Below are 20155 nucleotides of genomic sequence, written 5' to 3'. Positions count from 1 at the left end.
AATTAAGCTTTCATATTTTTAATAACAGAAGCACCGGCCGCAGCCTGGTTTTGCAGCATATCAGAGAGCGTTAGCCCCATTTTCTGCACTTGCTCCTGTTCTTGTTTGAAACGTGACAAATAACTGGAGAGAATATCACTCAGTATCTTCACATCCGTTTGCGCGAGCTGGAAACTAGCTAATGCTTTCTGAGCTTCAAGTTGAATATTCGCGATATTCATTTGCATGCCAGACTGAATAATGCCATTAGAGGTATTAACGCCGACATTCGCCATCATGATATGGTTCATATTAATCTTGCTAAGATTATTCAGAACGGCCGAGTCACTGTTCTTAAGGAAGCCAGAAATATTTTTAGTGACGCTCTCGCTAACATTTTGAATGGTTTTTGAAATCTGCGCACTCACCGCTCTCGCAGCAGTTGCACCCTGCTTCGCCGCATTTTTTACCAGCGTCGGAATGAGCTTATTTATCGCTTTAGCGATAGCCGCCTTCACCGTTTGAACAATCGCAGAGGTCATCGCCTGCGACATTTTCTCAATTAGGAATTTTGCCGCACTTTTGGCGACGAAGGCCACTGCCACAATGGCGGCAATCGCTACCGCCGCGGTTACCACAGTGTGGATCGTGTCCATCATGTTAGCGCCGGTGGCTTTATCAATAGCATTCAATAGCAGCCCCAGCGGTGTCATATCAAAGATCTTGCTGACAATATCACCGAGAACATTCATTAGCGGCATAAGAACATGTTCCATAAGAGGATCCATGATCATGCCAGTCAGCGATTGACCGGTAATCGCTTCAACAATTGGGTCGGCAACCATCAGGGCGATACCAATGGCCATCAGCGCAGCGCCGCCGCCGCCAAAAATGGTCGTAATCGCGCCGAAAGCAATAGCCAGGCCACCTAAAATTTTGCCGATACATCCTGCCGTTTTCTGCGCTTCCTCGGCTTTACGTACCTGCTCTTCATATTCATCAGATTTACGCTTCATTTCGGCCTGACGGGCCTGCGTTTGCATCTTGTTGATCTCAAGATCATTTTTAAGCTTTTCAGAAGAAACATCATCCATCTTCATGATGAACTCGGTAATCAATTGGATCATGATTGCCGTGCGGGTGAGTGCCTGTTCTGAATGCTGTGCTGCTGTAGAGCTCGCGGTATCGTTAACCTGAACATTGCTATATTTAGCGTTCATCTCTGCCGTTTTGGCGTTGATGGTATTGAGTATCTTTTGTCCAGCGTCCAGCGCTTTATCGAGCTTACTCTGGGCAGTAGACATGGCTTGCGAAGCCTGAGTTAACCCCTGCTGGGCTTCAGCAACGGCCTTTTTCGCTTTTTCAATGTCTTCGCTTTTCGCATCTGGGTCGTCGAGTAAGTTATTCAATGTATTTTGCGCATCGGTTAACTTACTGTTAGCTTTCCCCCAATCCGATTTCGCCGAATCAAACACATCCTGCGCGTTATTAATCACGTCAGACTGGGCATCAAACTCATCCGTTAACTTGTCAAGTTCGGAGGATAATTCCTGCGCCTTCTGAATATTGGCATTGGCCTGTGCATTAAAAACAGCTGCCGCGTTAGCCAGCTGACTCTCATTCATCGAGTTACTGATCGAGTGATAACGCAACATTGTCAACAGCATCTGAGATTTATTGGTCAACTTATTCTCAGACTGCCGAATAGCGGGTCGGTCAATCTCAGCTTCGATCTCCTGAGCAATTTCATCAGAAACACCCGTCGCAATTTCATCCATGCTCTTTTGCTGCGCGATAGAATTAAGGCGCGAGCCTTGAGTGCTGGAAATATGCGTTTTGTGACGAATGCCTTCGCTAGAGACAGTGGTATTGACCACCTTCCCAGCAGAGACATTATTAGATAAATTTAAACTCATATAATTTCCTTATAACTTATTAGCTTTCAGCACATAAATAGATACTATACAATTACTCCTCCACCTCCTGAGTCTCCTCAATATTTTCTTGTTCAAAACGATTACTACGAATGGTTTCCATATACACCTTCGCTTTTTTAACCAAGGCCTCGTCTGGACAACGCTTACAAATAATCTCAAAGCTTTGTAGAGCTTTGACGAAATTGCCCATTAATAACTGGCACTGCCCTGAGTAAAAGACCGGGTTGAAATTATTATCAGCCATCACATACGCCAGCGCGTAAAAATCGCAAGCTTTAGTGTAATTTTTTTTCAACTGGTTGACGGCCCCTAACCCAATGAAATAGTCGGGGTTCTTAAGATCATACATACAGAGAAAGTTGAAAAAGCTCTCTGCTTCGTCCAATCGCCCTTCCTTATAATACTGGTAAGCATGGGCATAAATGTTTTCCATGGTATTATCAGGGATACCATGGATCTCTTTTAACGTAGCACCATGCTCCAGGGTAGCTGTAAGAACTAAGGACGCTTCTTGCTCGGTAATATCTTTTTTGATCATTTATATACTCTCAGATTACGTCATCACCGACTGATGACAGCATTACAACATAAGGATTTAAGGCGTACGCATAAAGAACGCTCATTCACGTTCAGGAGGGGTAACGTGTTCACTCTTCCAGGCATTCTCAACCTGTTCAAGCCAGATTAAAACTTCAATAACTTCATCTAGTTCCTCAAGGCTAACAAAGGAATATCGACGGTGCGTTTTGAATATGCGCCGGGCAAGATGGATGTTTTCTACAACCGGTACACCCACTTTCTCCGCATAGGCGCGGACGGCCAGGGCGCGTTGGTTGGTCTCCAGTACAGAGATAAATGGAATCCCAACCACTTCAAGGTTGACGTAAATACCGACCGCAATGTGGGTTGGGTTAGCGACTATAACCTTGGAGTTTTCAATATCAGATTTCACCTGGTCGGAGAGCAGTTCCATATGCAGTTCTTTGCGCTTAGATTTAATCTCAGGATCGCCATCCTGCTCTTTGTGCTCTCTTTTCACCTCTTGCTTATCCATTTTCAGATCTTTTATGTGCAGAAAATATTCAGCAAGCGCATCGAGAATTAACACCAGTAATGCGCAACCCAGGCACAGATAAACCAACGCACCAAATAATTGGGCCCATATTGGGAACATATTGATGGTATGTGTATTTACCTGAGCGAAAACTGTAACTTTATTTTTATCCCAAAACATGATGGCTGCGCATACAAAGCTGACCAAAAACAATAATGATTTGATGACATCTTTTACGGTTCTCAAGCTAAATAATTTCTTAAAGCCATTCACCGGGTTAAGCGCTGAAAAATTAAGTTTAAGAGCCTTGCTGGCAAGCAAGAACCCCGTTTGCAGGAGCGCAGGTAGCGCCGATGCCACGATGCAGAGCAATAAAAAAGGTAGAAATATCTTGATACCGGTCCAGAAAACGGCTTTAGCATACCCCTCCATGTCATTAGCAAAGCCGTTTTCAATGACCCTGCGTAGCAGGGTCATAAATTCCACAGCGTCATGCGTATTAATGAGGTATTGCACACCAAGGAGTATTAAGCAGGAGATGATTAGGTCTTTGCTTTTAAAAGATTGCCCTTTTTCGGCGGCTTCTTTTTTCTTCTTCGGTGTTGGCTTTTCAGTTTTACTTCCTGACATTTACCCCTCGACTGGTTACTTAATAAATTGTTTTAACTGACCATCCATTTAAAATATCCGGGGCTAATTGTAGCGACATGATTTTCCCTGGAATGATTGGCGTGAAGTACAGAAGCAGAAGGAAGAATGCGATGATGCTTTTCACAGTCAAAGCTAATGCAAAGGCATTAAGCTGTGGTGCAAATCGAGCAAGTAGGCCAAGACAAAGCTCGGTAAGCAAAAACATGATGATTAACGGACTGGCAAGTACAATCGCATGGCTAATGACCAGGGTAATAAATTTAACCACCAACATAAAACCCGGCATTTCCATTTGATAAGGGCCCCACAGAATATAGCTCCTTTCAAAAACTTCCAGTAGCAGTAGAAGTCCGCCATTTTGTAACACAACCACGGCCGCAAATAAGTTAAAGAAATTAGCTAGCTCAGAGGTATCAACACCAGAAAGGGGATCAATAGAACTACTTAACGTCGCCCCGCGCTGATTATCGATAAAACTGCCGGTTGCATGAAGCACCCAGCATGGCAAGCACAAAAAAAAGGCGATAATCAGCCCTAGCATTAGCTCCTTAGCAATAAGAATCAAAAACCAGACATTGTCAAAACCGGCGATCGGTGAACCAGCATAAGGCCACAGAGAAACGCCAACTAGCATGGCCACCGGCATACGAATAGCTCCGGTCAGGGTGCTGGAGTTAAAAAAGGGTAATAAGATAAAGGCCGGCATAACTCTCGCCGAGGCCATTGCCATCTCATATAACCATCGATGCACATCGAAAAAAAGTAGCGTGTGCATCGTTAGCTTACCATTGCCATACGGATCACCTCTTTAGCAAACCCGACCAGCACATCGCCATACCAGCCTGTAACCAGGAACAGGCACAATGCCACGCTTAATAGTTTCAGGCCGAAGGGTAATGTTTGCTCCTGCAACTGCGTTACTGTTTGAAAAAGACCGACCAGCAGGCCAACAACCGTTGCCACAATAATTGGGAGCGCCGAGAGTATCAGGATCAGATACAACGCTTTATTACCCGCGTATGCGATTTCATTCATTGTTATAAAGACCTATGAAGTGGCCAGATTTATATATTGCAAAACCAGACCCTTAGATAATAATGTCCAACCATCCATGACCACGAAAAGCACCAGCTTTATGGGTACCGATATTGTCACCGGACTCATCATCATCATCCCAAGAGCCAGCAAAATACTGGATACCAATAAATCAATAACCACGAAAGGCAAATAGATATAGAATCCTATCTTAAAAGCACTTTTTATTTCGCTGAGGGCATAAGAAGGCAGCAACGATATTATTGACGGTTTTTCCTCTTCCTCTGCGGCGCCCATTGCATCTTTATCTCTTTGCAACTGAACGCGTTCAAAAAATTGCGTAAGTTCAGGGTCAGAATATTTTTGCAGATAGTCTCGGTAGCTATCCAGGCCATGCTCAATAAAATACGCCACTGATTCTGGATTACTGGTATCCATATCAGAACGTTTATATTCTTCATAACCTCCCTTAACCACTGGCATCATTACAAAGAAAGATAATGCCAAAGCGATACCGTTTAGCGTCATATTCGACGGGATTTGTTGCAGACCGAGGGCGTTGCGTACCATCACAAATACGATCGAGAATTTGATATAGCAGGTCCCACAGGCAATGATAAACGGCAGCAGCGTGGAGAAAGCCAGAATGGCAATCAACGAAATATCATTACCTTGGATCATCATTGACCTCATGGCACAACTCTTTAATTTCTACGCCAAATCGCTCATCGAACCATACCAACTCTCCTCTCGCTACAACTGCACCGTTGGCTGTAATCTCAATGCTTTTCTCAGCATCAAGGTTACAAGGCAAAATTTCACCTTGGTAAAAACCTTCAAGTTCCTGAAGACTGACGGTGCTGGTTTGTAAAACAAAACCAAGTTGTATCTTGACCTTATTTACAGGCACTAATCCTTTTTTTTCAGCCGAACTTGATGATTCGTCGGCAACGACAAAGTCGGCGTTTTCGCTGTATTCATGGCTATCTTCAATATCAAACATAAAACCTTCCTCATTGCGGACAAATTTAGCGAGAGACTCACCGTTAACTTTCATTTTGTTTTCAACATGGTTCACCAGCAAAACATCGCCACGACGAATTTTTTTCAACAGCTGATAGCTGATAAAACTATGCCCTATTTCAAAAAACAACGTGATGGGAACACGGGTAATATCCAGTGTCCTTTCACGCTCAGGCGGAGAAATAGCGTCCGGTCGTTTACCGTTTAACCACATTCGGCCATGCGGAAGTACACATGAAAACAAAGCCGCAATGGTTTTCGAGTTTTCCACCAGACCCAGACTTTCAACGCGTTGATATTCAAGCCCTGGGGGCAACCCCACTAACGGTTCAGTGCAGTTGAGAAACAATGTTTTCAGCTGTTCGACAGTGCAGGATATGCTGGCCATACGAGCCTGCTGCGGCATAAAACTGGCATACCAGTCCCGAAGATCAATAAAGCCTTCCCAACGGCTATCGGTAATGAAATGCAAAAGTGGCCCTTGCGCTTCAATACCTTGCTCAAATTGGTAACCCTGAGAATTCCAGTAGGCAATATATTGACTCCAGGCGCGTTCTTCACTGGAATAGCGCCGCAAATGTTCTTTGATCACACCGGTTCCTCAGCATATTTTGGCGGTTTATTGCCACGGGATTGCTGCTGATCTTGTTCCTCCTGGAATACCCACAGCGGCTGATCGCGCCCATCCTGGCCCCCCTGATCGGCAAGGCGATCCTGGACAAGGTTATCCGATGGGTTGAGCACTAACGGCAAACCCTGCTGGGCAGAGAGTTGCACATTGACACGATGGCCACTTCCCCATTCCGAAAAATTGTAAGTCAGGTTGCTGCTGCCCTTAACGGGTTCGGTCGCTACTGTGCGGCCAGCATCAACGCCCTCAGCATTGCGTAAGAGCGTCTGCGGAGTCCCTCTTTTCAACACTGCGCTCTCTTTCATCTCAACGTGACGTGCACCGTGCTGCATCGATTGCGGCGGTGTAAGTGTCACATCATTTCTCTGAGTGAGCGGCTTATCCGATACATCGCTATGATCCTGCTCAACCGTCGGTCTGCTATCAGCTTGTCTGGCGACTTTGATGCTCTCCACTACGGCCACTGGCGTCGTGACACGACTCTCAGAATGGGTTCTGGCCCCTTCGCTAACCGCAATTTTTGCCAAAGCTGGTTCTTTAGCAGCCTTTTTAACCTCTACGTTATCTTTCGGTTCCGCTGGTTTATCAATTTTTAAACCCTGCTCCACGGCAGGCTTTTCGCTGACAGGCAGACGCCCCGTCATCACTTTAGCGATGGCGGTTGGCGCAACAGCATGTGCTTTAGGACTCCGCTCCGTGGGCTTTTCATCATGCCCACGCAAAGCAATTGAAAGGCGCAGCAATGAATTCTGCTGCATCATGCCGCCAATTAACGCAGTGGGTAATCCCAGCGGGACATCTTTATCCTCAACTTTCTTCTTTCGAACAATATCATCGAGCTTTTTGGATTCACCTGAAACAGGATTGGCCTGCGAATTTTTGGGATAATTATTTACGTTATTTATCGTTGCCATGACACCCTCTCTTCAATTTCTGACTCTTCTATTCGCACATCACGTAGCCGCCTTTCCCGGCGTTCCCTTACTCTTAGAAAATCATATTTGTCAATTTTCTTAAGAAACAGTTTCTTTTTTTCACAGAGCGTTTCCTTATCTTTTTCACAACGCTCTTTTTCTAAAATAACCTGGGATACCTGCATTTTCATATCAGCAAGCTTTCGTTTTAAAACACCCTGACGACGCTGAATTGCCAGCAGTTTTTCTTTATTAAGAACGCCCTGTGGATATAGACTCTGGCTAAGCGACTTCACCGCATTCATATCCTGATGGATATCCGATATTTTGCTGACGAGGCTCTTGTGCTTACTCTCATTTTTTGCGATCAGAAAATCATTCTGTTGTAACTTAAATTCCGAACGCACAATCAATGAATTTATTTTACGACGCAAAATGTCTCATCTCCTGGAGGATATGATTAAAACTGGCATGCTCATCACCGCGTTGACGAAGCCACGCTAATAGCGAATCGCGCAGCTCCATTGCGCGATCGTTCTCCGCATTCTCACCGGGCTGATATTCCCCGAGATCGACGAATATTTGCAGCTCTTCTATTTTGGCCAGAATACGTCGTACGGCGCCGGCCAGCTGTAGGTGTTCAGTGTCACAAACCTGGCTTGAAACCCTACTGACGCTATTGAGGATATCAATGGCCGGATAGTGGTTTTTGGCGGCAAGCTTACGGCTCAAATACAGATGCCCATCAAGGATCGAGCGAATTTCATCAGCGATAGGATCCGGCTCATCATCACTTTCCAGCAAAATGGTATACCAGGCGGTAATACTGCCATCACGGGTACAACCTGGCCGCTCAAGCAGCTTCGGCAGCGCATCAAACACCGAAGCCGGATAGCCCCTTCGCGCCGGTGACTCGCCGGAGGCAAGCGCGACATCACGCAGTGCACGGGCATAGCGGGTCATCGAATCAAGAAACAGCACAACATTCATTCCTGAATCGCGGAAATATTCGGCGACGGTCGTGGCAACCAACGCGGCATTGCAGCGATCCAGTGACGAATAGTCTGAGGTGGCATAAACCAGAATGCATTTATGCCGATGCTCAGATTGGCGCAAGGCTTCTGAGAATTCGGTCACCTCCCTGCCACGCTCGCCAATTAAAGCGATAATGAAGACATCCGCCTCGGACTGTTCAATCAGCATATGCATTAACGTAGTCTTGCCGCAGCCAGCGGCGGCAAAGATTCCCAGTCGCTGACCAATGCCACAGGTCATAAGCCCGTCAATTGCACGTACGCCCGTTAAAAATGGCTCACGGATACCGACGCGGTCCTGATAGGACGGCGGAGCGGTATCAACCGGGCGAACCTGCCTGGCAGAGCTTACATTCTGCTCACCAAATCGCTCGACAATATTTCCGGCCGGGTCGAGTACACAACCCAGCAATTCATGACTTACGGTAACTGAGAGCCCCGCTCCGGTCGGGCTAATCACAGCATCCCGCGATAAGCCCTGAGCGGTGCCGATCAAACTGAGGATGGTTCGATCGGCGTGAAATCCTAGTACCTGCGCTCTGGCCACAACTTCCGGTTCATCCCAGCTACGGCGAATTTCACAAAGCTCTCCCACTTTTACCCCGGGTAAAAGTGCTTCGATCAAAGGGCCAGACAAACGCAGAGGATGGGCCTGCTGCCGTAATAGCATTCCAATGGTCATTAGCGAATAAGCCCCAGAAAATCTTCCTGGTGGCTAAAGAATTCGTCCAGCGCATCAGCAAAACGCTGGCTGCTCTCAAGGTAGCCAGGATGTACCATTCCGCGAAGCTCGAGGTAGCCATCATTTTGCGTTAACTGGAGCTGTCCTGTGATTGAAAACTGGCAGCCGCTCATGATCTTTTCCAGAATCGCACTGGCGCTATGATGCAAAAGGCTGTCATGAGCCTCACAAATTTTTGACCAGATCCAGACACTGTCATCCACCATGCTAATTAACAGACTTGGCGAGTTCTCAAAATCGAGAGAAATCGTCGAGTGGGCATCAAAATCCCCCAGTAGCGATTCATCGCAGCCACTTTCAATGAGTGCAACGCGAACTAAAGAAACAATATCAATATTCATTACTGTTAACTCCTGTTAAATCGTTTTTATGACATTTATAGATACGCTGTCACTTATTTCACCGAATGACATAACTTCCAGATCTTTGAAACGTGTTTCAATAAAACGCTTTAAGAAACGACGAATATCAACTGAAGTCAGGACCACCAAATCACGGCAGGAAATAGTTACTCCATCCATGGCCAGAGCGAATTTATCCATTAGCTCATCCGACACGGCGGGGTCGAGATTTAGAAAAGTACCCGCCGATGTATTACGAATTCCTGTCCTTATGCGCTCCTCAAACTCACCGGATAGCATGATCACCTGTAAACTGTTCGAGTGTGCAAATTTATGGCAAATATAACGGGACATGGCGCCACGAATATGTTCAACCAGTGAGATCACATCCTTTTCTCTGGGGGCCCAAAGGGCTATAGCTTCCATTATGAGCTTCATATTACGCACCGAAATTTTTTCACCTAAAAGTCTTTGCAGAACTTCAGAGATCCTTTGCACGGTGGCATGACGCATAACTTCTTTCATCAAGTCTGGATATTTTGCCTCAAGCTTATCGAGCATATTTTTGGTTTCCTGAACGCCAAAATATTCATTAATATGGCGAATAAGAATAGCCGCGAGCGTATGGTAAACCTCGTCTATGCTGTTTCTGAGCTGGTAGCCTAATTGAGTTAACGTCTTACGTTGACGCTCATCGACCCATACCAGATTATCAATAAGGACAAATGGGATGCCCATTTTCTCGATCTCTGGTGAACTATTTACCACATGATAATGGTTAAATTTGGTTCGGAATTGTTCCGCCTTAATTTCATTAATAAGCAACGTTACGGTATCGGGTTCAATATTGACCGATGATTTCAAGGTGAACTCAGGCAAATTAATGCCATAGTCGATAAAGAACTGGCTGCGATAGCGCTGTGCAAGCTTATCCTTTTCGAATAGTTCGAGATCCTTCTCATTAAGCAGAATAATCAGGGGCACCGTTTCCGAGGCGATGCTATCAAGATCGGTAAGCATGCCCAGCGAGCTTCCTGATTCATCGGGTTGAGCATCAGGGTCAAAACTGCTGACAGGCGTCGAGTCCGTGGCGGTGCTGCTGCCCTTTTTCTCTTGTTGAAGCTGATAATAAAACATGCCAGCCAGTGCGAGTGCCAATATAACGAATACGGCAAGCGGAAAGCCTGGCAGACTACCAATACCAAGCGCGATAATTGCGCCAATCAGCAGCACCGTTGAATTTTTAAATAACTGCCCAACGATAGTACGGCCCATATTATCGGCCTCGCCATTCACGCGAGTAACGATAAAGCCCGCGCCAATGGCGATAAGTAATGCTGGAATCTGAGCAACTAAACCATCACCGATAGTCAGCATGGTGTAGGTAGACAGAGCGGTGGACATATCCATACCGTGCTGCGAAACACCGACGCTGATGCCGCCAATAAGGTTAATAAAGATAACAATAATGCCCGCGATGGCATCGCCTTTAATGAACTTCATTGCACCATCAAAGGAGCCATAGAGCTGGCTTTCGCGCTCAACGACACTGCGTCGCTCTTTTGCGTCATCAGCATCAATTGACCCCGCACGTAAATCAGCATCAATGCTCATTTGCTTGCCAGGCATACCGTCAAGCGAGAAACGAGCCGCTACCTCCGCAACGCGTTCGGCCCCTTTTGTAATCACCATGAACTGCACGATGGTAACGATCGCGAAGATAACGAAACCAACGACTAAGTTATCGCCGATAACAAATTCACCAAAGGTGGCGATAATATCACCGGCATCTGCATCATTGAGGATCAAACGGCTGGTGCTAACCGATAAAGCCAGGCGAAATAATGTCGTAATTAATAGCACCGAAGGAAACGTTGAAAAATTAAGAATACGATCAACGTAAAATGATGCCAGAAACACGAGTATCGACAACACCATATTCAAGCCGATCAAAAAATCGACAAGATAGGTCGGCAGAGGTATCACCAGCATTGAGATGATGACAACAATCAGAACCAGAATAAATAGTTCCGGGTGTCGTCTTATCTGATGTAAAAACTTATTCATTATTATTCATGCTCTTTAAAGATTTGTGCATCAGCGGCGTTACGCCTTTCAACATTCTCATTGTGTAGTGCTTTATCAATGAGCTTTTCAAAATACATCAGCAAATCATTTCTTTCACCAAGCGATGTAAATGCTTCACACGGCAGCTTTTTACAATTGGTATAGACTGATTGTAAAAAACGCGCCTGTTCTGAACGTTTTACGAAACGTAGATAATCACCCACGGTTAAAGTCAGGAGCTCATTAATATCCTGTGGGCCACGTAATATGCCAAACATAAAGAACAACCACGACCGTACATCATGATTAACCTCTGTGACGGACGGATCGCTAAGCACATTCTTAATAAAAAGCTCATCACATGAACGGATTGTTTTTATTTGTCCGATACGCCCGAGCAAATAGCTGAACTCAACATGGCTGCAACTGGGGTCGGCGGAATCAATATCTGAAAGAACCGCATCCTCCATAAAATTAACCACGATGCTGCGAGGTTCGACGCCAAAAGTCGTAACCCAATCTTGATACACCTCAATTTCGTGATCTTCACTCTCCAGAAAGCTGCGATAACTTTCGCGCATTATTGCCGGATTCATGTTCAGCGTCTTGCCAAACAAACGTGCTTTCAATGCGACGTTGATACCCGCTTTAAGCCGCTTAGGATCGGCTTCCTTTTCAACCTGGCTTAATAATTTCTTCAGGCGTTTGCGTACAACTTCATCAAGCTCTCGGCGGCGAAGCGTTTCACGTAACACCAAAACCAGATCACTATCATCAGGGAAAAGTGAACGTGCATGGCGCAGCATATTTTCAATATTTGCGCCCTTCTCCCCTTTCATAATTTTGACAAGCTGATCGGCTTTTGGGAAAACATCCTCATCCAGTACCTGGTCAAAACTACTTTCTGCCGATGCCCCCGTTTTTTTATCGTAGTCACGACGGCTGCGGAATTGTGACATAGCCGCAGACATTTCATCCGTCGCGCTGGCAAAACGCTGTAATAGAGCCGCTGGCGATTCGTCCTCGACTATCGCCCCATCGTCACTGGCTAGCGCGTTTTTAATTTCATTCTGATCCGAAAGCGTCTGCTTTTCCGTCGACAGTTTGTCCCTGCGCTGCATATATATTTGCAGCGACGGGCTGTTATTGTTAATTCCTAACGCCATTTTTGGCTATCCAGGTAGTTTGTCATCCAGTTTTGTAAATCATCGCGTGAGAAGTCCTTCTTCATCTCAGCAATTTGGCTATGAGCATCCGGTGCTAATGGCCCATCAATTTCACGCGGCTGTATCAGAAACACGCGCACCATATTTGAGCCACGGTCACGCTTATAGCTAAATAACTGCCCTAACCAGGGGATATCGCCGAGCAGTGGGATTTTCCCTTCTACTTTTGATTCTTCATCCCGCGTATAACCGCCAATAAGCAGACTTTTCCCCTTCGGAACCCTGGCCACGGTGCTGATCTTAGTTCTGCCTACTTCAGGCAGATCGTCGGTGCCGGTGCGGGCATTATCAAATTGATTGCCATCCTCAACGTTGAGCATCATTTCTATCTCTCCGTTTTCAGTAAATCGCGGCAGTACGCTTACTAGCGTTCCGTAGGTCACATTTTCCAACTGAGCCGTGCGTTCACCGACGAGTTTTGAATAGAACGTTCTGCTGTTATCGAAGATCGCCGGAATATTTTCCTGTGTCAGAATCATGGGTCTGGAAACGATATTGGCTTTATTTTTTTCGCTTAGCGCTAAGGCCGCAGCCATAAAACTCGCACCATCAATGGTGCTGGATCCGCCATTTAGCGACAGTCCAAAACTGTTGCCGACATTAATGCTGCCTGACCACTCAACGCCAAGATTGTTGAAGGCTTCCTTTTGCAGATCGACTATCCATACTGAAAGCTCAACGTGTCGCTTAGGGATATCTAAGGAATTAACCAAATTACGGATATAAGAAACTTGCTCAGCGCTACCCCGGACCAAAAGACTATTGGTTCCAGGGTCGGCGATAATACTCATACCATGGCCGGTCGGCAGTGCTTTCGTTTCGGTATCCACGTGTCTGATTTCACCGGCGTCAGATTCATTGGTATCGCCGGGAAATGAATTAAGCAACAGCGGTTCATCCTCTTTGCGCGGGCTCGTTTGCACCACGCCACCGGGTACATCTCCGTTAGACATCACACGGTTCACCACGCTGGCAATGCCAGGAATGGTAATTTTATCGCTACGGTAGGTGTATTCACGGTCGTCAACGAAAGTATTGAACAATGGGATAACCGCTAGGTTTTCCCGCCCATCGAAACCATCACTTTTGCGATCCAGAAATTTTGCCGTGTTACCAATTAAGTCGATATAAATAGGTGGGCCAGACACGTAAAATGTCTGACTACGATTATCAGCTCGGATTGGGTAGCGAGTATCATAGAGCCCTGAGGATTTCAAAAAATTAACCACTACGTTCAGTGAGGTATTTTTCAACACGATAACCGCATTGCGAATTTCCGAGGAATCATAGATATAAATAGCCTGATTATCGTTATACCAGATGAGACTCAGTTGATTAGCCACGGCATCGACCACCTGCTCAGGACGTGACATATCAAATTCACCGCTTATTTTCTTGCGTGCGGCAATTTTACTGATAACAATAGGCTTGTGCATGGCCGAAGATAGGGCATCAAAAATGCCTTTTATCCCCTCATTGCGTGCAACATATCCTTGCTCAGCGGGTGTATTTGCCATGCCCGTATTCGGTATTATTGTCGTCATCAAAGCTGCGATCAAAATGCAGGCATTGGGGTATTTGTTAAATGTCATCATTAATCAGCTCACGTGTAAAACTTTTTTTAAATTTCTCGGCGATACGCCAAATGCCTCTTTGACCTCATTGGAAAAGTGAGACAGCGATGAGTAGCCATGATTCATCGCAATAGTAGTCAGGTTATGGTTTCCTTCCAACATATCAAATAAAGCTCGAACTAATCGCCAATCACGCAATTCAACTTTCGCAGTTTTGCCCAAAGCAGTTCTGGCCAGCCGTCTGAAATGAGAGGCGGATAAGCCATAACGCTCGCACATTAATCGCAAGTGTTGGGTGTTATTACCGCAAGACTCATCAAGTAAAAATTCGACCAGGTTATACCATTCATTATGTTGTAATATACTGGAGAACTGACTAACTCCATCAGTATTCATAAATATTTGGTTTAAAAACCAGTACTCCACTTTTCTCATTGAGGGACGAGCCCCTAGCTCTGCCGGTAAATAACCATAGGAGCTGAATTCATCGTAGCTTTTTTTATGATTACGAGCCCGGTCAATAAAAACCTGTAATTTTACAAGAAACGGAAACTTAACGCTGCTGTAATATAATAGCCCGGACTCAATAGTCAAAGTACACGGTTTCAGGACCAGCATCCCTTGCTGGTTTTCACCGATAAATTTAACCGACTCCTGCGCGCGAGAGGATATAGTAAGATTGCAACCATCACTTCCGGTGGCGATATAAAGCAAAGAATGCCCTACAAAGGTAATCTCATCCCCAGCAGCCAATCTATTGTTACGGATAGCAATTTTCATCATAAGTTCTTTTGCGAAGAAAGATATAATCACTATAGTGTTTCGGAGCACCATAATCATGACGAAATTATGATGGTAAAATCATTAATCTTAAAACCTCTCATTATATTTAAATCGTAATTCAGTCATAAATGTATTCGACGATGAAATTCCTGTAGGGGAATTTTAAGACGTTCGCCAACGGGCCGTTGATAAATCTGCCATACCTGCCGCGCATACTTCATTCGCATGTTGTAGCGCCCCTTGGCAGCTCCAGCGTTATAGGCCCCCACAGCTTCCCAACCGTAACCATAGATATTCACCATATCTTTCAGAATGGATGCCCCAACTAATAATGAGACACAGGGGTCATTCACCAGCATTGACTCGCTGATGCCCTTTTTACTTAGTCGATTAAGGTGAATACTATTGATTTGCATTAATCCATAATCATGAGTGCCATTTTTGTTTTTGCCAATCGATGCCGGATCCATTCTTGACTCTACCTGTGCAATGGACTGCAGAAGCCTGACCTCAATATTGAATCGTTTAGCGGTAAAATCCCAGCAATCAGCATGAACATGACGAATGAACGGCACAGTAAGAACAACTGCCATGATCAATTTCATCTCTTTGCTAACTCTCTCTTACATCCAGTCGATACTATTGCGTATTTTAAGGGGGTGATAAGATACTTCTTTAAGTTCATTTAAACGGGTATTGAGTAACTGTTTATGCCTGCCACGCAGAGTATTACGCTTATCCTTAGCATAAACATGATAGGTTTCATCAGAAATATCATCCAAAGCTATATCGTCAACCGAAATCTCCTGTAAGCTGTTTTCCGGAGCTTCGTTTTCTAAGAGCTGCTGGCTCTGAATTTTATGTTTCAAAAACTGAACGCGGCCTTTAAAAGCAGATGACTGACTCAGTTTTTGTACTTCATCAAGAAAAACCCTATATTGCCCTTTGACAAAAAAATGCAACGCATAATAATAGATGACAAAATCATCATCCGGCGCTAGATAATTGGCCTGAGCAAAATAATGATGAGAGCGCTCACCCTCTTTATCAATGCTTTTCACTACCCCCATCAAAGCCAGCGCTCTGGCATTAAATGGGTCAACCATCAGCAGTCCATCAATGATCTTTTTTACCTTATAAATCAATTTATAAACATTGCTATCACCAGACAAAATGAAGCCTAGATAACACTCTGCAAGCTTTATAATTCCATCAATTTGATGAGTTGCACAGTTTGCATTTTTGAGCAATACATTAACCGTAGTGGTAAGGCTGGAATGGCTGTAATCATCAATCAGATAATTGACTAAAGAGTGATGCAAATGCGTTTCTTCTGGAAAATCTGTACGTTCAAACGTCTGATGATCATCATTACTGCAGAATTTTTTTCTGAAATAGCGCTGCATGCGGTGTTTGAAATAAGTATAGTTGCGTTCTTTTAGATGCGAACTCTCCAGTGTTATCCAGACTAGCTGGCCACCGTTCACGCGGTTGTCGATGCTAAAGTTAATTATTTTTTCATTATGATCAACATCGGTAAGTGTGTAATAGACAACATACATTGGATTATGATGTTTTATAAACTTCTCAAAATCCACAGGGTTTCGACATTTGCTCAATAAAGCATAGGGGTAAATATTGACATCTTGAGGCAGGATCTCAGAAAACATCTCGTAGACATCAATAAATGCCAACTCGGAAAATATCCCGGAAGGAAAAACCGCCAACATATCCTGGGTATTATTTTTAACACCGGGGCTCAAAGATACCGCAGAAGCGAATGCATAACCTTTACCATATATCGTTTCTATAAAACAAGAGTTATCATCCTTATCTAAAATTTTCCTTAATGAGTAGATGCATCGGGTTAGTGATTCATCGCTCACAATGCCGCCGTTCCAGACCGTCTTGATTAAAAACTCTTTACTTAGAAGCCGTCCTGCATTTGCCGCAAGAAGACTCAGAATGTGTAACTCTTTTGGTGGAATAGGTATCACACGACCATTTTTTAACAAAACCTCGTTGAATTTAAGACAGTAGTCACCAAAGTAGTATTCAGCTGGAAATTGCTTCTCCCATTCATTATCGAACATTTATGACCTCCTTTTGTGGCTGGGAATCCTGAGTTTGACCGATAAAAAGGCTGAACACATACGTATTCAACCATGTCTATTCTTAGTGCCAGATTTGTACTATTCCATTTTTCCCACACCACATGTAGCCAGTGAGGAGATTATGTTTTTTATTTTCATTTCTTAGCCATGCCAACCAGAAGCAACACATTAAAAATTATTTTATTATTCATTTTGATGTCCCCCACTGATTACGAAACATCCGTTAATAAAATGCTTTTTCTTTTCATCACCATTTATTTATTTGCATCGGCTATATTTCATGCTGTGTTTTGTTTAGTTCTTCCCGCAAAATGTTAATTACTCTTCTGTATCTTTATTTGCTTCAGCAAACCACTGTTCTGGTTTTTGCTAACATGCTTTTCAATATCAGCTCCAGCAACTTCCGTTTGAATCGCATGAATATTTAAGAATTATTTTTGGAGTGAGCATGCATATTATTATCCTTTGTTGCATCAAACTATTAAACTTAGAGTCTTGTAAGTTATAATAATTACCAATACCCGACTACCAAATTGCGCTCATTTGGTTCATAACCAGTCATGGCGAAAATCGTTTTTTTAAAGTTATCGGTACAAAGAACAATGATACTCATAAATTACATTTTTATAAGGAGATGCAATATACCTGGTATCAGTACTCGTATTAGTGCTTTTTTCGGTAATGGCAGTGCTAATCTTAATATATCTGATTTTTATTACACCAGGAATGAACTAACCAAAGCGGATAAATTATGCCGTAGAGCTGAGTCAATTATTGGCAAAGATTTAAAGAAAGCATATAATAGTTCAACCAGCTTTGACATTGCCAAAACTAATAAACTTCATGATTTAAACAAGCAGGCAATTTACCGCAGAAAAGATCTGGATAAACGTCTTGACGCTTTAAAACCATCTGGCATCGATAATAATAAAGCTACCGTTAAAACAAAATCATCTTCCGTGTCAGGGGAGCAAAAAAAACTTACGATCGAAGAACATAATCAGCAAGCAATGGCTATTAAGGATTTGGCTAAAAGTCCTGAACACATCAAGTTTATTAAAGACAATATGATTATGCTCTGTGATAAAATTGTCCATACGCAAAACCTTGAAGATGGGCAAGCACGTCGAGTGGTTACCGGTTTAAAAAACTTTAAACATCTGGATACCAACCCTCCTCACCCCGTTCATTCTTACACGGCTTTACTTGCAGAAAAATTTGATGGCGTCACCTTTAAGGATCTTGGAAACGAGGAATTTTTAACCCACGATCAGAAGCAAGCGATCATTAACTTTTTGCCACGCATTAAAACGTTCGTAGAATCTTCTTGCTAGAGCGGCTGGTAAGCCTGTGAAGGCCGGTTACCATTACAACGAAAAATCCACGCAATTGCGTGGATTTTTATTCCTCACCCGACTCTCACGATGAGATTTTATAGGCATTAAGCTGCCGCGTTTATGCCGAAAAACCGACAATAAATTCCTGCAAATCATCCCCCTTAATGGGTTCAGAAATATAGTTCCCCTGGTAAAACGTAATACCAGATTCACTTAATATCTTCGTTTTCTCAAGGCTATCGACCCCTTCTGCAATACAGTAACGGTTAGTCAGCGAGCAGTAATAAGACAGGCTTTTCACCAACGCCAATGCCTCTTCATCCTGGTTCAATAGATCAACTACGCTCATATCCAGCTTGTAGCCGTCGAACTGAAATTTTCTCACCGGGAAAATAACGCTATTAGTTGAGTAGCAATCATCAAGTACAATGCTGAATCCTTCCTCCTGCAAATGCGCAAGATTCTGTATGGATTGCGTATTTTGATAAAGATCGTTACGCTCGTTAATCTCCAGCACAAATTTTTTCACCCAGTCTGGTGAGTGTAGCTGCTTTTTTGCCGTCTCCAGCATTCTGACAAGCCCCTCGTTCTCAATCGTTGAGGATTCAATATTGATTGAGAAGAAGTACCTGCCTTCGTATAAATTGATACAGCTCACCGTCTTTTGAATGAGAAAGGCAGTCAGGATTATCCACACATAGGTCGAGTGTAATCTTGGTAAAAATTCATCTGGCTTTAAAATCTGGCCTTTGCTATACCAGCGTATTAAGATTTCAAACCCTTCCAGCTGATGAATGCCTTTGGTGACTGGCTGGAAGACAACAAAAAGCTCATTACAGTATAAAGCATGTGCAAACTCCCTTTCAAAGGCAGAAAGCTTATTCAACATAGTCATCTCTCCTGTCGCCATGTCCGTTTTATCCCGGGAGCTTGAAAGCATAAATGGCAGCACCCCCGCCATTTTCTTGATACCTGAAAGCCGCTGGTTATAAAGAGTCTTTTTACTGACCCCCACAGCAACGGCCTGTGCTGCTATGTCACAGCCATAAAAAGAGTCGATTAACACCTGCATTTCCTTTTTTGATAATCCATCCTTTTTGTTGTCATACTGGATATTGCCATATTTACCGAGAAAGAAATTCTCTGTCGCCGCTACCTGCTTTAGATAAGGACAATAACGTTTTTCGGACAAGAGAAGCTCCGCGAGCTTGTCACATGGCAGATCCGATGGCGCAGAATAAATAACTAAACGCTCAACTTTATTTTTAACCACTTGTGCTCTTATTACACTCCATAGCCATGATGCAGGGATACGGCTGATGATCAGCACCCAGAAAATATGGCTTGAGTTATTGAATAGTGAAATCAAATAACGCAGCGTTGATAACATCCAATAAGGATCATTGGGAATATAAACCACCACGCGTTCACCCTCCCCAATTATAACGTTCGGGATGTTTTCTTGATTTTCGACATCCAACACCTCTACATTATTTTTTTCATCTAGCATGGCAAGCAGGCCATTGGTGGTCATAGAACATGGTGACAAAATATAGTCGACACATCTATTCGGGGAGTCACTTACATTCTTAGAATACATCCTTGCCTCATTCATTCTATGAGAATCAATTTCACCTGGCTCAGTCGTATTGAAAACAGCACTTTCATGGATTATTTTATAAAATGCGTTAATCCACTTCTCGCTAATTTAAA

General features: G+C 43.9%; 19 protein-coding genes. 1 reads left to right on the top strand and 18 read right to left on the bottom strand.

Features of this window, described 5'->3' with window-relative positions:
- Positions 1–2 precede the first annotated feature (2 nt).
- The 17 genes from sctE to ACIPDS_RS11455 form a co-directional block, all read right to left on the bottom strand.
- A complete protein-coding gene (gene sctE / locus ACIPDS_RS11535) occupies positions 3–1895 on the bottom strand; it encodes a type III secretion system translocon subunit SctE (protein ID WP_400735556.1) in 1893 nt (630 codons plus the stop codon).
- A 52-nt stretch (positions 1896–1947) separates the two neighbouring features.
- The gene (gene sicA, locus ACIPDS_RS11530; protein ID WP_400735554.1) at positions 1948–2454 is read right to left on the bottom strand and encodes a type III secretion system translocator chaperone SicA; all 507 of its coding nucleotides are present in this window, start codon (positions 2452–2454) and stop codon (positions 1948–1950) included.
- Between the two features lie 81 nt (positions 2455–2535).
- Positions 2536–3600 carry an EscU/YscU/HrcU family type III secretion system export apparatus switch protein gene (locus ACIPDS_RS11525; protein ID WP_166513728.1) on the bottom strand — a complete coding sequence of 355 codons (1065 nt, stop codon included), beginning with the start codon at positions 3598–3600 and terminating at the stop codon, positions 2536–2538.
- Positions 3601–3619: 19 nt separating this feature from the next.
- Positions 3620–4396 carry a type III secretion system export apparatus subunit SctT gene (gene sctT / locus ACIPDS_RS11520; RefSeq protein WP_400735552.1) on the bottom strand — a complete coding sequence of 259 codons (777 nt, stop codon included), beginning with the start codon at positions 4394–4396 and terminating at the stop codon, positions 3620–3622.
- A gap of 2 nt (positions 4397–4398) precedes the next feature.
- On the bottom strand, positions 4399–4656 hold the full coding sequence (locus ACIPDS_RS11515) for an EscS/YscS/HrcS family type III secretion system export apparatus protein (protein WP_166513726.1): 258 nt from the start codon (positions 4654–4656) through the stop codon (positions 4399–4401).
- Between the two features lie 12 nt (positions 4657–4668).
- The gene (locus ACIPDS_RS11510; protein ID WP_166514460.1) at positions 4669–5337 is read right to left on the bottom strand and encodes an EscR/YscR/HrcR family type III secretion system export apparatus protein; all 669 of its coding nucleotides are present in this window, start codon (positions 5335–5337) and stop codon (positions 4669–4671) included.
- The gene (locus ACIPDS_RS11505; RefSeq protein WP_400735549.1) at positions 5324–6271 is read right to left on the bottom strand and encodes a FliM/FliN family flagellar motor switch protein; all 948 of its coding nucleotides are present in this window, start codon (positions 6269–6271) and stop codon (positions 5324–5326) included. Before ACIPDS_RS11505 ends, ACIPDS_RS11510 begins: the two co-directional genes overlap by 14 nt.
- The gene (locus tag ACIPDS_RS11500; protein ID WP_400735547.1) at positions 6268–7224 is read right to left on the bottom strand and encodes a type III secretion system needle length determinant, SpaN/EivJ family; all 957 of its coding nucleotides are present in this window, start codon (positions 7222–7224) and stop codon (positions 6268–6270) included. Before ACIPDS_RS11500 ends, ACIPDS_RS11505 begins: the two co-directional genes overlap by 4 nt.
- The gene (locus tag ACIPDS_RS11495; RefSeq protein WP_400735545.1) at positions 7212–7658 is read right to left on the bottom strand and encodes a hypothetical protein; all 447 of its coding nucleotides are present in this window, start codon (positions 7656–7658) and stop codon (positions 7212–7214) included. Before ACIPDS_RS11495 ends, ACIPDS_RS11500 begins: the two co-directional genes overlap by 13 nt.
- Entirely contained in the window at positions 7648–8940 is a 1293-nt protein-coding gene (gene sctN, locus ACIPDS_RS11490; RefSeq protein WP_400735543.1) for a type III secretion system ATPase SctN, read from the bottom strand. Before sctN ends, ACIPDS_RS11495 begins: the two co-directional genes overlap by 11 nt.
- On the bottom strand, positions 8940–9341 hold the full coding sequence (spaK, locus tag ACIPDS_RS11485) for an SPI-1 type III secretion system chaperone SpaK (protein ID WP_400735541.1): 402 nt from the start codon (positions 9339–9341) through the stop codon (positions 8940–8942). The genes sctN and spaK overlap by 1 nt, the downstream gene beginning before the upstream one ends.
- Before the next feature lie 15 nt (positions 9342–9356).
- The gene (locus tag ACIPDS_RS11480; protein ID WP_400735622.1) at positions 9357–11411 is read right to left on the bottom strand and encodes an EscV/YscV/HrcV family type III secretion system export apparatus protein; all 2055 of its coding nucleotides are present in this window, start codon (positions 11409–11411) and stop codon (positions 9357–9359) included.
- A complete protein-coding gene (sctW, locus tag ACIPDS_RS11475) occupies positions 11411–12574 on the bottom strand; it encodes a type III secretion system gatekeeper subunit SctW (protein WP_400735539.1) in 1164 nt (387 codons plus the stop codon). Before sctW ends, ACIPDS_RS11480 begins: the two co-directional genes overlap by 1 nt.
- Positions 12565–14229: a type III secretion system outer membrane ring subunit SctC gene (gene sctC / locus ACIPDS_RS11470; protein ID WP_400735537.1), complete on the bottom strand. Its 1665-nt coding sequence runs from the start codon at positions 14227–14229 to the stop codon at positions 12565–12567. Before sctC ends, sctW begins: the two co-directional genes overlap by 10 nt.
- 3 nt (positions 14230–14232) lie before the next feature.
- On the bottom strand, positions 14233–14991 hold the full coding sequence (locus ACIPDS_RS11465; RefSeq protein WP_400735535.1) for a helix-turn-helix domain-containing protein: 759 nt from the start codon (positions 14989–14991) through the stop codon (positions 14233–14235).
- Positions 14992–15113: 122 nt separating this feature from the next.
- A complete protein-coding gene (locus ACIPDS_RS11460; RefSeq protein ID WP_400735533.1) occupies positions 15114–15596 on the bottom strand; it encodes a transglycosylase SLT domain-containing protein in 483 nt (160 codons plus the stop codon).
- Between the two features lie 18 nt (positions 15597–15614).
- Positions 15615–17084, bottom strand: a complete 1470-nt coding sequence (locus ACIPDS_RS11455) for a winged helix-turn-helix domain-containing protein (protein ID WP_400735531.1) — start codon at positions 17082–17084, stop codon at positions 15615–15617.
- 581 nt (positions 17085–17665) lie between these two features.
- Here ACIPDS_RS11455 and ACIPDS_RS11450 point away from each other — a divergent pair.
- Entirely contained in the window at positions 17666–18439 is a 774-nt protein-coding gene (locus tag ACIPDS_RS11450) for a hypothetical protein (protein ID WP_400735529.1), read from the top strand.
- Positions 18440–18560: 121 nt separating this feature from the next.
- Here the strand turns inward: ACIPDS_RS11450 and ACIPDS_RS11445 are convergent, their stop codons facing one another.
- Positions 18561–19976, bottom strand: a complete 1416-nt coding sequence (locus ACIPDS_RS11445; protein ID WP_400735526.1) for an EAL domain-containing protein — start codon at positions 19974–19976, stop codon at positions 18561–18563.
- Between the last annotated feature and the right edge of the window lie 179 nt (positions 19977–20155).

The organism is Kluyvera sp. NPDC087067, assembly GCF_044745165.1.
Lineage (GTDB): Bacteria > Pseudomonadota > Gammaproteobacteria > Enterobacterales > Enterobacteriaceae > Kluyvera.
Note: the sequence above shows the minus strand (reverse complement) of the source record. Positions and strands in the feature narration are given on the sequence as shown.